Annotated in this window: 12 protein-coding genes; 3 read left to right on the top strand and 9 right to left on the bottom strand. The window is 41.0% G+C overall.

Features of this window, described 5'->3' with window-relative positions:
* Positions 1–126: 126 nt before the first annotated feature.
* From mukB to cmoM, 4 genes are read right to left on the bottom strand one after another with little or no spacing between them, the layout of a single operon-like run.
* On the bottom strand, positions 127–4587 hold the full coding sequence (gene mukB, locus BTO21_RS03475; RefSeq protein WP_045026505.1) for a chromosome partition protein MukB: 4461 nt from the start codon (positions 4585–4587) through the stop codon (positions 127–129).
* On the bottom strand, positions 4587–5333 hold the full coding sequence (gene mukE / locus BTO21_RS03470) for a chromosome partition protein MukE (RefSeq protein WP_045026506.1): 747 nt from the start codon (positions 5331–5333) through the stop codon (positions 4587–4589). The genes mukB and mukE overlap by 1 nt, the downstream gene beginning before the upstream one ends.
* Positions 5314–6636 (bottom strand): chromosome partition protein MukF, encoded by a 1323-nt coding sequence (gene mukF, locus BTO21_RS03465; protein WP_045026508.1) that lies wholly within the window; start codon positions 6634–6636, stop codon positions 5314–5316. Before mukF ends, mukE begins: the two co-directional genes overlap by 20 nt.
* A complete protein-coding gene (cmoM, locus tag BTO21_RS03460) occupies positions 6633–7466 on the bottom strand; it encodes a tRNA uridine 5-oxyacetic acid(34) methyltransferase CmoM (RefSeq protein WP_045026509.1) in 834 nt (277 codons plus the stop codon). Before cmoM ends, mukF begins: the two co-directional genes overlap by 4 nt.
* 119 nt (positions 7467–7585) lie before the next feature.
* Here cmoM and elyC point away from each other — a divergent pair, with 119 nt between their 5' ends.
* Complete coding sequence (gene elyC, locus BTO21_RS03455; RefSeq protein ID WP_065192777.1) at positions 7586–8392, top strand: envelope biogenesis factor ElyC; 807 nt, start codon at positions 7586–7588, stop codon at positions 8390–8392.
* 212 nt (positions 8393–8604) lie between these two features.
* A complete protein-coding gene (locus BTO21_RS03450; protein WP_045026513.1) occupies positions 8605–8841 on the top strand; it encodes an RNA recognition motif domain-containing protein in 237 nt (78 codons plus the stop codon).
* 80 nt (positions 8842–8921) lie between these two features.
* On the opposite strand, the gene kdsB is transcribed toward BTO21_RS03450, so the two are convergent.
* The 5 genes from kdsB to BTO21_RS03425 form a co-directional block, all read right to left on the bottom strand.
* A complete protein-coding gene (gene kdsB, locus BTO21_RS03445; RefSeq protein WP_045026514.1) occupies positions 8922–9668 on the bottom strand; it encodes a 3-deoxy-manno-octulosonate cytidylyltransferase in 747 nt (248 codons plus the stop codon).
* Positions 9668–9847 carry a Trm112 family protein gene (locus BTO21_RS03440; RefSeq protein ID WP_045026516.1) on the bottom strand — a complete coding sequence of 60 codons (180 nt, stop codon included), beginning with the start codon at positions 9845–9847 and terminating at the stop codon, positions 9668–9670. The genes kdsB and BTO21_RS03440 overlap by 1 nt, the downstream gene beginning before the upstream one ends.
* Entirely contained in the window at positions 9828–10862 is a 1035-nt protein-coding gene (gene lpxK / locus BTO21_RS03435; RefSeq protein WP_045026517.1) for a tetraacyldisaccharide 4'-kinase, read from the bottom strand. Before lpxK ends, BTO21_RS03440 begins: the two co-directional genes overlap by 20 nt.
* Before the next feature lie 2 nt (positions 10863–10864).
* Positions 10865–12622 (bottom strand): lipid A ABC transporter ATP-binding protein/permease MsbA, encoded by a 1758-nt coding sequence (gene msbA, locus BTO21_RS03430; protein ID WP_045026519.1) that lies wholly within the window; start codon positions 12620–12622, stop codon positions 10865–10867.
* Between the two features lie 140 nt (positions 12623–12762).
* A complete protein-coding gene (locus BTO21_RS03425) occupies positions 12763–15057 on the bottom strand; it encodes a DNA internalization-related competence protein ComEC/Rec2 (RefSeq protein WP_045026520.1) in 2295 nt (764 codons plus the stop codon).
* A gap of 31 nt (positions 15058–15088) precedes the next feature.
* Between BTO21_RS03425 and BTO21_RS03420 the strand changes: the two genes are divergently transcribed.
* Positions 15089–15613, top strand: a complete 525-nt coding sequence (locus tag BTO21_RS03420) for a DUF2062 domain-containing protein (RefSeq protein WP_045026522.1) — start codon at positions 15089–15091, stop codon at positions 15611–15613.
* Positions 15614–15824: the final 211 nt, after the last annotated feature.

Below are 15824 nucleotides of genomic sequence, written 5' to 3'. Positions count from 1 at the left end.
TGACAAATGGATTGGTGAAATTATAGTCAATGATAAGTAATATTCACAAATTACAATTATAAAAAAGCCAGCATCTCTGCTGGCTTTATGGGCATTCTAAATAGAACTTATTGATATAACTATTATTTACACTGGTGCAATATCTAATAATGCTTGTACTGGCATTTCTACTTTGGGTTTATTACCAAAACCACGTAAACCCACCACATGCACATGTTCACGATCCTTGAATATTTTACGTACCAATTTATAGGTCGTGCCTTTTTCAGGGCTAATATTTTCAGGTGCTGCAATTAATAATTGCATATCTAAACGTTCACATAACTCAAATAAAGTCGCGATAGATTTACCATCTAAACGAGCTGCTTCATCGAGGAATAATAAACGACAAGGAATAATATCTTTACCGCGTAAACGGCGAGATTCTTCTTCCCAGCTTTGTATAACCATCAATAGAATCGCTTGACCCGTACCAATCGCTTCACCTGTTGATAACGCACCTGATTCAGCTTGCAGCCAACCATCAGTACCACGGTTTACTTCAATGTTGAGCTCTAAATAGTTACGGTAATCAAGTAGCTCTTCACCTAAAATTTGTGGTGAACGCTGACCCATATCAATATGTGGATTTAACCGTTGGAATAACTTCGCTATCGCTTCCGAGAACGTCAGACGATTATTACCAAATAGATCATTATGCTGATCTTTTTGGTCAAGTAATCCAAGCAGTAATGATTCATGCGTTTCACGGACTTTAACGTTAAGGCGCACACCAGATACCTGTCCAAAACCAACGTGTTGTAGGCCTTGGTTCAGCATACGAATACGGTTTTGCTCACGCTGAATCGTCTTACGAATAATATTTGCTACCGAGTCGGAACTGATTGCTAAGCGTTGTTCACGTGCGGTGAGTTCTTCGGTTAAACGACCCAGCTCAGCTTCCATTTCTTCGATAGCTTCAACGGGATCATCAGTGCGAATAATATCGTGACGAATACGTTCGCGTAGATGTTGATATACCGCAATATAGAACAATACCTTACGCTCAGGACGCGCGACATCTTCTGAAGCTCGCAGTGCATCACGCAAGTTTTCATTATCAGAAACAGCAAGGCGTAATGCACCTAGCGCTTTATCTGATAATGAACGTAGTTCGTCAGCCGACATGTATGCCATTTCACGACGGTGTAAACGACGCTCAACATCATTCTCACGCGCAAGACGTAATACCGCACACCAGCCCGCTTTGGCATTGACAACCAACTTACGGAAATCTTGGTAATCTTTACCCACTTTACGTAAACGTTTCATCAAGCCTTTCATTTCAAGCTCAATTGACGTTGTTGATTTTTCTAACGTACTGCGACGATTACGTGAACTGTGTAAACGTTCATTAAGCTCATTACGACGCACCAATGCTCGCTCTTCAGCTTCAACATCCGCACGAACACCTAACTCTTGCAGCTCACGTTCAAACTCAAGCACAGTTTCATTTTTGGCTTGATGTGAACTTTTCAGTGATGCCATCAACTGGTTATATTGGTTCGCTTGCGCACGTGATTGCTTCAAACCTGCACGGGCAGTATTACGTTGTTGTTCTGCTGTGGCTAATTTTAGTTTTAGTTGTTCATTAAGCTCTGAACTCTTGTTCAATAGCTCAACTGAATCAGCATAACTAAAGTAATGACGACGCTCAGCTAAATCTGCAACCGCAAAAATTAACGTTTTCAGTTGTTGCAGTTTTTGATCGGCAGTTTCATAATTTGTTTGTAGCGCATCAAACTGCTCAGGATCGGCATCAAGTGCTGATACTAACCCTTCAAGTTCAGTTAATGCTTTACCATAGCGATCAAGATAATTACGTGCTTCATCCATTTGCGATAATTGTTGGTCAACTTCCGCAAAACGTTCTGTTAAGGTTTCATCTTCAAGCAACATCACCACTGGATTTAATTTACCCAGTAAGGTTAAACCTTCACGTGCTGCGATTAATTGGCTTCGCTGTTGTTGCTCTTGCGCCTGTGATTCAGCTAACTGACGCATGATCTGATTACGTTGATCACGTGCTTGTTTCAGTTCAACTTCAGGATCGGCGTTAAATGCAATCGCCATATGCGTTGCAACAAAGCTATTAAAGCTTTGGTACAAACGCTGTAGTTTTTGCGAATCAAACGCTGCTTTTGCATGATCTTCTACCACTTGATCACGTTCATCACGTAAAAACTCTAACCGTTGTTCACGTGCTGCTCGACCAAATAATGGTACTTTCGGGAAACGAGAATAACGTAACTGACGATCATTAAGATGCACACACACGGCATTTTCAAGTTCATCAACATCAAAGCCACTATCATCAAATGAATCTGCATCACCTTCAATGATGTACAAATCATCTGGGCAATCATCAAGGGCAATCAGCTTTTCTTTAATGCCACTTAAATCAGGGACGATAATTGCATGACGAGATGGGCCATACATCGCACTAAAATAAGGTGCATCAGCAAGGGTAATGTCATCATAAATCTCAGATAACATCGTACCACCAAGCGTCTCAGCTAACGCACGCAAACCTAAATTGTCACTACCACCCGGTTGTGCCAAGTGTTCAATATCATGCTCTAAGGTTTGCTTCTGTTGCGCTAATTGATCACGCTTTGCTGACACTTGACGTTCATTATCAAGTGTTGCTTGCATTGCATCCATAACCGCTTGGCTGCTGCTTAATTCCGCATTCGCTTGATCGGCAAGCGTTTCAAGTGCATCTGAAGCCGCAATCCACGTCGGTGCTGATGCTTCAAGTGCCGTAATACGAGTCGCCAATCCTTGCTCGTTATGGCGCATATTATTACGCTGCTCAACGAGGCTGGCTTGATCTTGCTCTAGGCTTTCTAATGTGGCTTCATGACGTGCTTGTTCTTCCGCTAATGCCAATTCACCATCAATGGCAGTCGCAAACTTTTTAGCATACGTTTCAGCAAGTTCAATCGCTTGACGTTGACTTCGCACACTACGTTCTAAGTCACGATATTGCGCTTTAAGCTGATCACCACGTTCAGAAACCGAACGAAGTTGACGACCATGCTCAATCAGCTCACGGGCTTTATCACTCGCTTGAGTACGATCAACCACACCTGCAATAGTGGTAACAATCGCTAAGCCTTTTTCAAACTGCTGCGCCGCTGCCGATGACATATCCAGTTTGTGTTTTAATGCTAATAACGCCGTTGTTTGGGTATCTTGCTGCTGTTTAAGTTGGACAAGAAACGGGGGCGCTTGGTCTGGTAGCATTTGATGATCACCAGACAAATCACGGGCTTTTTCTAATGCTTGTACCGCTTGTTGGTACTGCAATGCACGGGTTTGCTGCATATCTAATGCTTGTTGATAATCCGCTAACTGGGTTTTTAAGCTATCAACTTCTTCTTCCGTTAGCTGTGATTGTTCTTCGGCAATAGCAAGTTGCTCTGCCGCTTCTTCAACCACTATTACCTGCTCTTCAAGACGCTCGGTAAGCTCTTCAAGATCTTCTTTATAACGCTCGATTTTTTCAGCTTGGCGAACCGCAGTTTGCACTAGCTGCAAGTGATCCGATGCGGCTTGATGATCTTGCTCTAACGCGCCTTCTTGCTCGGTCAATTCACCCAGCTCTGCATGCATGTTATTTAACAATGATTGCTGATCAATCAGTGTTTGGCGAGAGCCCATAAGCTCACCACGTAAACGCAGGGTTTGCTCTAGCTTCTGCTGACGTTCGTTAGCATGACGCATGTAATCGGCAGCAACATAATTAGTTGCTTCAGAAATCAAATGCTTAAATAAGTCACGATCCGTTTGGGTTAATTTGATCGCTTCTAACGTCATGCGGTTTTCACGTAACGCTGCTTCCATATCTTGGAAAGCTTTTTTTACCCCAGAATTATGCGGTAATAAATAGTCACGTAGTGAACGGGTGATCGCACTTGAGATACCGCCATATAAAGAGGCCTCAATTAAACGGTAGAACTTTGAACGATCTTGGCTATTGCGTAATTTCTTTGGTAATACGCCCATTTCAAACATTTGCACATGGTAATCAGTTACCGAGTTAAATGTTTTAAACTGCACCCCTTCGTGCTGGCTAACAAGATCTTTGACATCATTAAGCTGACGAACACGGGCTTGGTTTTCAGAAATCGTTTCAACTAAAATTTCAGCAGGTTTGATATGTGACGGTAAACCTTGAATCAAAAATGGTTTAATATCCACTTTCTTATCACGACCAGCAACTTGCTGTAATTTAACCGCAAAAATAATCCGTTGCTGCTTTGAGTTAACCACATCAAGTGCCGCATAACAGGCACCTGGCTTTAATTTACCGTGCAGGCCTTTGTCACGAGAAGCATTTGAACTGCCCGCTTCAGTGGTATTACGAAAGTGAAGTAAGCTTTGGTCTGGGATCAATGTCGTGATAAACGCTGCCATCGTGGTAGATTTACCTGCACCGTTACCGCCAGAAAGCGTTGTCACCAGATTATCAATATCAAAGGTACGTGCAAAAAAGCCGTTCCAGTTAATCATGGTGAGCGATTGATACTTGCCGCGTTCCATTAAATACTACCCTCTGGTTCCGATTGCTCTACATTTTGTTGTATTTCAATCACTTCTTGATTGTTGGTATCAATATCATCAAGCAAACTTGACTGACTTGACGCTTGCTGGTGCACCACTGCTTCACCGTCACGAATCAATCGTAGTTGTGCTTCTCGCACATCATCGCCTGTACGTACATCTGCGCCAAAACGGAACACAGATTCACTGATACGGAACTTACCATTCTCACCAATAGGGATCAGCATTCCAAGGCGACGTAGACGGCGTAATGAGGTTTTTACTTTATCAAACAGCTTTTCACGATCAAGATCAGAACCTGAGGCGCGGTTAGTAACCAACTTCATGAGCTTTTGTTCATCGGCTAATACTAATAGCTCATCAAATAACTCTTGGTTAGTAAAAATACCTTCGTGCGCTAAACGCTCAGGACTAAGATAAAGAAAACAAAGTACTTTACCTACTAACATATCGATTTCAGATAATACCGAACGACCAATCAATGAGGTTGAACGCGGACGTAAGTATAAGAAACCTTCAGGTGCTCGCACTAATTCAGCGTTGTAACGACGGTAAAACATCGCTAATTCTTTCTCAAACTCAATCAAGAAAGAATGATTATCTAAATCTTCACTTGAAACATGGCGACCAGATCGCAAAGCGTTATCTAGCGTTGGGAAAAGTGGGTTAGCAATCGCTTTTGCCAACTTCTCCGGCATAAATTCTTCAATATTTGTCAATGACATGGGCTTGTACCTTGGCTCCGTATTCGTTAATTGCTTCCCAATCAGGCTGAATGGCATTGAAGTCAGCTTCGGAATAACCCATCCTTACTGCCTGATCAATCACAATCCGCGCTAAATCAAAATGTTGTGCATACGGATGTTGTGACAAATAATCTTTAAGTAATACACTCAGATTAATGGGTGCACCTGTTGCTTTGTGTGCTTGTAACATCAAACCGACTTTCTCAGCCAATTGATCGTTAACCAAATCAAGCTCTTCAAATTCCATTTCACCAGGAACGATACCCGTTACTTCATCATCACGTAATATTAAGGTTTCATCACGCATATCAAGTAAACGTTCAGCATCAGCAAACGTCAGCAACCACGGCGCATCAAAATAATCCGTAACAGATTGACGAAGTCGCTGACTAAAGGCGCGGTTTTTATCCATATCAATCGCGGTACGAATAAATTTATGTACATGGCGATCATAGCCAATCCATAAATCAATCGTTTGTTGACCCCAACTAATAATACGATCGAGCTTCATTTGCAGGATATAAACCATGCCATCAACGAAGTCGAGATCATCACGTCCTTGGATAGCTTCTTGAATCGCGAGTAACTGACTCTGAAGCTGATCACCAGCGGCTTGCAACGTATCTTGTAATTCACGCAAGGTTGATGATGTTTCATCAAGTAATGCTTCACAGCTACTAATAGCCGCTTGCCAATCTTGATTTAATAACTCGGCAATATCGAGCTTCACTTGCTGTTGCTGCTCATCCATTGCACGTTGGTTTAAATCAATACGGTCAAATATTTCAGCTACTGAGTATTTTAATATTGCATGCACATTTTGACGCCAATGCTTTTCATTGCCACCTTCTTGTGCTGCTGTCGCTGCTTTATTGATTTCATCCGCGACCATTGCTAATTGAATGGATAGTTTTAGCGTTGAAAACTCACGTTGTCGTACGTAATAATCAGTAATACCAAGCGCTAACGGACTTAGTCGATAAATGCTAGCGCCATCAGTAACCTCACTGGTAAAGCGTGAAATTAACCGCTGTCTTACCAATTCATTTATGGCGTTATTGGCGCGAAATGCCAGGGTTTCCTTGGTTTGGCCGAACATATCGCTCACAATGCGAAATGCATCAACCAACTCACCTTCCCCTAATTCTTCATCAAAGCGATCGCCACTTAATACCGCAATCGCTAACAAGAACGCCAGCCGTTCTGGTGGTAAATTAAGGGCAAACTCATTATTTTTGACCCAATTTACTAACTCAGGAACAGTCTGGGTAACTTCACTCATCCCTTGTCCTTATTGCTATTATTTAAATTTGTCACCAATGCTGACGTTAACCCCGTGTGTGGCTTACGCGCATACACGTGAATATAACGACCTAATGACAAAAAAGGTTCCTGACGACAAAGCTTTTGCTCCATATCAAGAACTTGTTCGAAACTGTAATCACCCATACGATCATGATGCATGTAATCGTGGAATGTGCGTACGCCGGTTTTACCCATTATGTCAAAACCAGCCTCAGTTAGACACTGATATACCTCATCAGGTTTGATTCCTTGCTGAGGTTGTAACTTAAACCGCTTTCGATACGGCATACCTTGCTCAATGTGGGTTAAATTGCCACAAATCAGGTTTTTAAACAGTAATCCATTATAGTTATAAAACATGACCGAGATAACACCCCCCGGCTTCACGTTTTCTAATAGACCCATTAATGTCGTAATAGGATCAACTAGCCACTCCATAACTGCATGAAAAAGAATCAAATCAACGGGTGCTTCAATGTGCTCACTAATTTCTTGAATGGGTGAATGCACTAACCGATATTGCTCAACTAAACCATTTTTAGCAATTTCTTGTTCTGCTAGTATTAACATTTCGCTAGAAAGATCACATAACGTCACTTGATGTCCAAGAGCCGCTATTTTTTGAGATATTTGCCCAATGCCGCCACCCGCATCCAAAACTTGCAACGAGGAGGCACCATTCAATTGATCCAATATATATTCAATATCTTGCCAAACAACAGTTTGTCGTATTTGGCCTTTCGCTGTGCCATAAATGTTTTCAGCGAACTTTTTCGCCAAATCGTCAAAATTTCGGTCTTTTTTCATGGCTCATTTACGTTATGATAGCGACTCTAGAATGTGACTTATTTTCTCACAAGCAGTAAAGGAATAAAGGCTTGTGATCGGTTTTATTGCTCAACTGCTGAAATTTCGGACGACATATTATGTTTATACTAAAAAAAATCATCTCCGCACTGTTGATGCCACTACCGTTTCTATTATTAGTGGGCGTTATTGGTTTGTGTGTACTGTGGTTTACACGCCGAAAAAAATTAGCCTCTATTTTGGTTAGTATCTCTTTAATTGGCATCTTTCTCTGTTCTTTCCAGCCATTAACAACATCATTACTACGCCCATTAGAGCAAGAAAATGCAGCTTTTGTCAGTACCACTAAACCTATCAGTTACGTAATGGTACTTGGCAGCGGCCAAGTGATAGATAAAACATTCCCAATAACCTCAGAGTTATCTCCAACCGCTATTACGCGTTTAGTTGAAGGAATTCGTATCTTCCGTATGTACCCTGGTGCCAAGCTGATTTTATCTGGCTACGGTGGCATGGCATCTCATGGTATTAGTCATGCCCGTTTAATGGCCCACTTAGCGATAGCATTAGGTGTCGATAAGCGTGATATTTTATTATTTGAATCGACTAAAGACACCAAAGAAGAAGCATTCCAAGCCGCAGATGTCGTTAAAGATAAAAATATGATATTGGTAACATCGGCTAGCCAAATGTCACGTGCATTGTATTATTTCCATCAAGCTGGATTACAGCCAATTGCTGCGCCAACGAACTTTAAAGCCAGTAATCAAATGCGCAGTCTCATTCCAGATTCAACTTATCTCACTCAAATGGAAATTGTTGAACATGAACGTTTAGGGCAATTATGGCAACGTATTACTAGCAAATTATTAAACCCAAAAATTGAACATCAACAGGCTGAAAAAGTAAAACCTGAGACTTTATAGGTTTCTCAATGTCATGTTTTGGTTAATTTATTTAAAGCCAGCAGCCCGATGATTCGGCTGTTGGCTTTTTTTAATCGCGTTCTATTTGCATAACTATGAAACTCATACTGTTCGAGAATGATTTTTATCTTATTATTTCATTCTAATCTCAGCATGCTTTCCTGTATTTCATGGTAAAATAGCGGCTTACTACTTAATAAAGAATTTAATGCATGAAACTTTTAATCCGTAACCTTTCTCGCAGCACAACTGAAGTTCAAATTCATAAGATGTTTGAAGAATTCGGCAAAATCAGCGCTTGTAACCTTGTTTTAGACGAAAAAACAGGTAAATCAAAAGGATTTGCATTTGTTGAAATGGCTGATGATGAGCAAGCAACTCGCGCTATGAAAGCACTTCATGAAATGTTGGTTGATAAAAGTCGTATCCGCGTAAAAATCGCTGAATAATCAACCTTTAAAGGTTAATTTGAAGACAAAAAAACCGAGTAAATCCTACTCGGTTTTTTATTAGGCTAATCTTGTCTTTTTTAGCAGACTAACTGGCGCACTTTTTCCAAATCTTCTGGTGTATCAACCCCTGCCGGAGGCGCATCGATCGCGACATCCACATGAATTTTCTCACCATACCAAAGCACACGAAGTTGCTCTAATGATTCAATCTGTTCGAGTGGACTTGGCTGCCAATTAATGTAGGTATTAATAAACCCTGCGCGGTAAGCATAAATCCCAATATGGCGCAGTAGATTATGATGTACAATGCGCGGTTGCTGAGCAAAGTTATCCCGATCCCAAGGAATAGCGGCACGGCTAAAATACAATGCATAGCCGTCTTTATCCGTTACAACTTTTACTGCATTAGGGTTAAAGATTTCATCATGGTGATCAATCTCTACTGCTAATGTTGCCATTGGCGCATTGAAGTTAGCGATGTTATCAGCAACTTGGCGAATAATTGTATCAGGAATCAGTGGCTCATCACCTTGAACATTAACCACGATATGATCATCTGCAAGTTGATATTTAGCCACCACTTCAGCTAACCGCTCAGTGCCTGATTGATGATCAGTACGTGTTAAACACACTTCACCACCAAAGCCTTGTACTACATCAACAATACGTTGATCATCCGTTGCCACAATAACTTGATCAGCACCAGACTTACACGCTTGTTCATATACCCATTGCACCATTGGCTTACCCGCTATGTCAGCTAACGGCTTACCCGGTAAACGCGTTGATTGATAACGTGCTGGAATAATAACGGTAAATGCCATTACTTAACCTCGTCAGAGCTTAATGTGCGCGCTTCTGAATCAAGTAAAACTGGAATACCGTCATCGATAGGATAAGCAAGACGATCAAACTTACACACTAATTCATTATTTTCTTTATCGAAACTCAACTTGCCTTTACATACAGGGCAAGCAACGATTTCAAGCAGACGGTGATCCATACTTTTCCTTAACCTCTATAATCCGTTTAATAATAGCTGATGCTTGTGGCTCAGAGATAACTGCATCAACAGGCAGATACCACCAATTATCCTCAGCAAATGAGTAACACTTTACTGCATCTTTTTCAGTCATTACTAAATGTTGCCCTTGTTGGGCTAACTCTAACAATGTTTGTTGAGTAAATGCTTGATGATCAGCAAAAGGCTGACATACAACAGGCTTTACTCCTAACGCATCTAATGTCGCAAAAAATCGTGGCGGATGACCAATACCAGCCATCGCTACCACTGATGTTAAAGACGTTGCTGTACAACGAGCGCCAGTTTTAATATTAATTAGTTCTGACGGTGCTAAATACATCGCAGCTTCGTTAATCTGTGCCTGACCACCATTACAAATCAGAAAATCAACCTCATTTAAACGCTGACATGATTCTCGCAGTGGTCCTAATGGTAGTAACTGCTGATTACCAAACCGACGTTGGCCGTCAATCACTACTAATTCAATATCACGTTCAAGTGCATAATGCTGTAAACCATCATCAGTAATAATGACATCAACATCATGTTTCAATAGTAGCTTTACCGCCTCACTTCGTACGGGTGCAACCGCAACCGGAACCCCTGTACGGCGACGAATTAATACCGGCTCATCGCCGGCAATATCGGTACGGGTATCACTCTCAACAAAATAAGGATAATACGGCGCTTTACCACCATAACCACGCGAGACAACACCGGGTTTTAGTCCTTGTGCTAATAACTGCTCGACTAACCACACCACGACGGGGGTTTTACCGTTACCACCAGCAGTAATATTACCAACAATAACAACAGGAACAGGCGCTCGATAGGCTATTTTTTTACCGTCAACGTATTGCCGCCGTTTACGACGGCTAATAGCGCCAAACAACTGACTGAGTGGCCATAATAATGGCCACAACAGTAAATAGACAATCCGAGCTTTACCCTTAATGGCTGTGTGATACCACATAGCTTCAATCAACGCAGCCACAATTAATCACCAAATTGAATGCGATGAAGTTGCGCATAAGCACCATTATGGCTAATTAATTCACCATGTGTGCCACGCTCAATAATTTCACCATCATCGACCACTAAGATCTGATCGGCATTTTCAATAGTAGATAAACGGTGAGCAATCACTAACACAGTGCGGTCTTTTTGCAGTTCATCCAGTGCCTGTTGAATCGCACGTTCTGATTCAGTATCCAAAGCAGACGTTGCTTCATCAAGCACTAACACTGGCGCATTACGTAGCAATGCACGTGCAATCGCAAGACGTTGACGTTGACCGCCGGATAAACTCACACCATTTTCACCAATAATGGTATCAAGCCCATGCTGCATATCCTTAATAAAGTCCATCGCATAAGCAAGTTCAGCTACACGCTCAATATCAGCACGGGTATATTCACTACCGCTCGCATAGGCAATATTATTCGCAATCGTATCATTAAATAAATGCACGTTTTGCGATACTACTGCCACCTGAGAGCGCAAATTGAATAAGGTGTAATCTTGTAACTCAACACCATCTAAAAGCAAAGCACCAGAATCAATATCATAAAAACGGGTTAATAAGTTAGCTATGGTACTTTTACCTGAGCCAGAACGACCAACAAGGGCAACGGTTTTACCCGCAGGGAGTTCAAAGCTAACGTTACGTAAAGCTGGCGTGTCTTTGGTTGGGTAAGTGAAAGTAACATCCTTTACGGATACATCACCTTTAACGCGCTTAACTTCATGCTTACCATGATCTTTTTCAGTTTCTAAATCCATCAAATCAAACAAGGTATGACACGCTGCCATACCACGTTGGAATTGAGAGGTAACACTGGTTAATGATTTTAATGGACGCATTAAACCAAACATCGCACCAAAAACCACCGCAAAAGTACCCGGCGTTAGTGAATCACGTAATGACGGTGTATTAGCAAGAATCAGCACCACAACCAATGCAGAAGAGGCAATAAGCTGAATAATGGGATTAGCAATCGCCTGTGCAGACACTAATTTCATGGTTTGACGACGCATTAAGTTACTTACATCATCAAAACGTTCTTTCTCAACCTGCTGACCACCATAACTTAATACGACTTTATGGCCTTTTAGCATTTGCTCAGCTGAAGAGGTAACAGAACCCATGGCGTCTTGCATACTGCGTGAGATTTTACGAAAACGCTTAGATACAATGCTAATGCTGATCGCAACCACTGGCGCAATCACAATCAAAATAGCCGATAACTGCCAACTATTCCAAAACATCAATACCATTAAGCCAATGATCGATGCTCCCTCACGAACAATACTAACTAATGCACTGCTGGTTGCAGAAGCCACTTGTTCTGAGTCATAAGTAATGCGCGATAATAATGCACCAGAGGCTTCTTTATCAAAGAACGCAACCGGCATTCTCATGAAATGTTGAAATAGTTTCCGGCGAAGGTTCATTACAACATTGCCAGAAACCCATGATAAACAATAGGTTGATACAAAACCACTGGCGCCACGCATGATCATTAAGCCAACAAGATAGATAGGCATCATGGTTAGAAAGCCAGAATCCATACTATCAAAGCCACCAAAACTTTTATCAAGTAACGGTTTGATCATCGACAGCATCAAAGTATCACCCGCCGCATTAATGATTAGCGCAATAACAGCCACAATAATGCCAGCTTTATAGATCTTGATATAAGGCCACAGTCTTTTATAAGTATCTTTGGTTGATTTTTCTGTTAATTGCGTCATGAATGCCAATTTTGATGAAATACATTACCTCTATTCTACCCTTAACATTGCTATCAACCAAATTTGTCCACAATCCTTTTTTATTAAAGGGCTTTTTATGCTCATAAAAACAACAGTTAATACTGTTAATAACTATTGTTTCATTGCGTTGCTAACCATTGTGGTCGAAACCATGCCCGAGAATAATCATATCGTTGTTGTTTTACATTATAGCCATTAGCGTTAATTGTTACTGTTAATTGGCCACTGTCTTGGGTACTGAACCAATCAATATTATTAGCTTGATAACGTTTTTTAATCACTGCTGACGGCAACCCCCAAGGATTAAAATAGCCAATTGATACCATTGCTAACGAAGGCTGTATCGCATCAAGTAAGGTTTGTGTCGAAGAAGTACGGCTACCATGATGTGGCACCACTAAAATATCCGCTTGCCAATCTTGTGCTTGCGTTAGCATAACTAATTCTGACTTGGCATCGATATCCCCTGTTAATAAAACACTCGGCCCTTTGCCATTTATGGCTTGAATACGAATCACGCAGGAGTCTGAATTAGTGGCTCGTTGCGTTGATTTAGGTGGCCATTTAACTGAAAACTCAAGACCTTGCCATTGCCATCTTTGTCCCATTACACATTCAGAAAAACCTTCCCGTTGATCGCTACTGTATTTGTCTAAAGGCTGATAACGCAATAAAAGGTAATCACTTCCACCAGCATGATCACTGTCAGCATGACTCAACACTAACCCATCAATAGTCGATATTCCCTTATAAGCTAATATCGGCGTTATAACCGATTTGGCAATACTGTTCTCATCCCACGCATTACCCGTATCATAGATAAATATTCGTTGCTGCTTTTCTATGAGTATTGCTAGCCCATGGCCTACATCCAACACAGAAAGCGTCCACTGTGGTGATTTATGGCCGTCCCAACGCCAACTAAAGAGCAGAAAAACGATACTGGTATAAAACCAACGAAAATACACTAACGGCAAGAATTGCCACGACACAGTAATCATCGCGATTAATCCCAACCATGGCGTTATCGAAGCCGGTAACATCATCCATGCCCCTTGACTCCAAGCTGCAATTTTCAAAACAGGTATTAGAGAAAAATCAGCAATAAGCCAACACCATGACGATAACCAAGGCCACCATGGCGTTATAACCCCTATTAACACGAGAGGAACCGTAATCATACTGATCCAAGGAACAGCAACGACATTCGTCAATGGTGCAGCTAAAGATACCCCGCCAAACCACCACCATTGGATCGGTAACATAAGTAACAGTAAGTACCCCTGCACCTTACATAAATATTTTAGTCGTTGATAGCAACGCTGATACCAAGGTAAAGCAACCAAAGTTGATGAATTCTCTGCCATGATCATGACTAAAAAAATAATAACCGCACCAAAAGATAACCAAAATCCTGCGCTATAGCTTACAAAAGGATCCCATAACAAACATAAGCCTAAAGTTACCAATAAAACTTGCCAAGATAGCCAATAAATTGCACTTAGGCGTAATACCCCAACGATTAAGCACATTAATAGTGCACGGATTGTCGGTAGACCAAATCCAGCAAGCCATGCATAACCAAAAGCAAATACTAACCCGCATAATAACGGTAGCCATAACCAATATTGTGTTTGTGGTAAACATAATCGTAAGAGATAACCCAACCACCACCCCACTAACATCGCCAGCCCAATATGTAACCCTGAAATGGCTAATAAATGCGCTAACCCACTATCACGTAAATAAATCCAATCCTGAGCCTCAAGCCCATCTCTAAGACCAAACGTTAGAGCCGTTAAATAGCTTTGATTACGGGTATTTTTAAGTAACGGAGTAATTTTATCTAGCCATTGTTGGCGTAATGAAATAGAAGAAGATAAACGTGTGGGCAATACACTATTTCCCGTTAATACAATTGCGCGACCATGGATACTACGACTCAACGCATATTGTTCGACATCAAATCCAGCTTGATTAACGCGTCCAACAATACGGCTTAATCTAACCGGTAAACGCCATATTTGCCCTTGCTTCAATGGTGGTGCATCTTCCCACAAAACCATTAATCGTAGCGGGAATACAAAATCAACATTTGGTGAGGACCGATTAAGCACCCTTACCTCAAAATTCTCTGTGGGTATATTTTCATTAAAAAGCGTACTAATGCTTACATCTATGATAATATTAGTTCTGTTTTTTTGAATGTTATCTATATCGTTAATATATTGATTAGCATCAAAAACAGCCCATAATATAGCGAGCGAAAAGCAAATAATAATAACGTTTCGATACATAATGAATATAATGACACCAGGTATTATTATTAACAATGAATACCAATACGGTGGCAATATATTGAAAAAATGTAACGACAGAAAACCGCTTATACTCGCTATAAATATTTGAACCATATGGCCTTAGCCAGTTTGAAAAAAAATCATTATGCCAAGACATTTCATTAAAAAATTTCTGCCTAGTCATGAAGTCATTAAACGCCAAAAAGCGTTAAAAATATTTGGGAATTTACTTTATAACCCCAACTTATGGTGCCTAAACCGACGATCTGCCTCTGGTGCGTTTGCGGTTGGGTTGTTCATGGCTTTTGTTCCACTTCCAAGTCAAATGTTGATGGCTGCTGGTCTAGCTATTATGTTTGGCGTAAATCTACCACTTTCAGTCGCATTGGTATGGGTGAGTAACCCTGTGACTATGCCGGTATTATTTTACGGTGCCTATAGACTTGGCGCTTGGGTATTACATAGCCCTGATGTTGGCTTTCATTTTGAATTAACATGGGACTTCCTCTTAAATCAAATGAGCCAAATCGGCCCCCCATTCTTATTAGGCTGCTTTATCTGTAGTGTTTTAAGTGCCTTAATCGGTTACTTCGGTATTCGGTGGCTGTGGCGTTATTCAGTTGTACGCAGTTGGAACCGCCGTAAATTTCGAATACCTAAAACTCGCTAACAGTTGCTTAGTTATAACAATAAAACTCCATTCGTCTGGAGTTTTATTGTTAACATCTTTTTTTTTGAGAGTTCACTGACATCTATTCTTACTGACAAACCTTCTTTTTTCATTATTAACGGATTCAACGCACATTTATCCTTCCTTTCTCCTCGAGTAATACCATTAAAAACTTATATTGCTAATTAGTTGCACTTTATACCTAGTAATT

Source organism: Photobacterium phosphoreum (assembly GCF_002954725.1).
Lineage (GTDB): Bacteria > Pseudomonadota > Gammaproteobacteria > Enterobacterales > Vibrionaceae > Photobacterium > Photobacterium phosphoreum.
The sequence above is the reverse complement of the archived record's forward strand: the minus strand, read 5'-3'. Positions and strand labels throughout refer to the sequence as shown.

Excerpts from the sequence above, each read along its gene's own strand:
- mukB (WP_045026505.1), bottom strand. The coding sequence starts at position 4,587 with ATGGAACGCGGCAAGTATCAATCGCTCACCATGATTAACTGGAACGGC.
- mukE (WP_045026506.1), bottom strand. The coding sequence starts at position 5,333 with ATGTCATTGACAAATATTGAAGAATTTATGCCGGAGAAGTTGGCAAAA.
- mukF (WP_045026508.1), bottom strand. The coding sequence starts at position 6,636 with ATGAGTGAAGTTACCCAGACTGTTCCTGAGTTAGTAAATTGGGTCAAA.
- cmoM (WP_045026509.1), bottom strand. The coding sequence starts at position 7,466 with ATGAAAAAAGACCGAAATTTTGACGATTTGGCGAAAAAGTTCGCTGAA.
- elyC (WP_065192777.1), top strand. The coding sequence starts at position 7,586 with ATGTTTATACTAAAAAAAATCATCTCCGCACTGTTGATGCCACTACCG.
- BTO21_RS03450 (WP_045026513.1), top strand. The coding sequence starts at position 8,605 with ATGAAACTTTTAATCCGTAACCTTTCTCGCAGCACAACTGAAGTTCAA.
- kdsB (WP_045026514.1), bottom strand. The coding sequence starts at position 9,668 with ATGGCATTTACCGTTATTATTCCAGCACGTTATCAATCAACGCGTTTA.
- BTO21_RS03440 (WP_045026516.1), bottom strand. The coding sequence starts at position 9,847 with ATGGATCACCGTCTGCTTGAAATCGTTGCTTGCCCTGTATGTAAAGGC.
- msbA (WP_045026519.1), bottom strand. The coding sequence starts at position 12,622 with ATGACGCAATTAACAGAAAAATCAACCAAAGATACTTATAAAAGACTG.
- BTO21_RS03425 (WP_045026520.1), bottom strand. The coding sequence starts at position 15,057 with ATGGTTCAAATATTTATAGCGAGTATAAGCGGTTTTCTGTCGTTACAT.
- BTO21_RS03420 (WP_045026522.1), top strand. The coding sequence starts at position 15,089 with ATGCCAAGACATTTCATTAAAAAATTTCTGCCTAGTCATGAAGTCATT.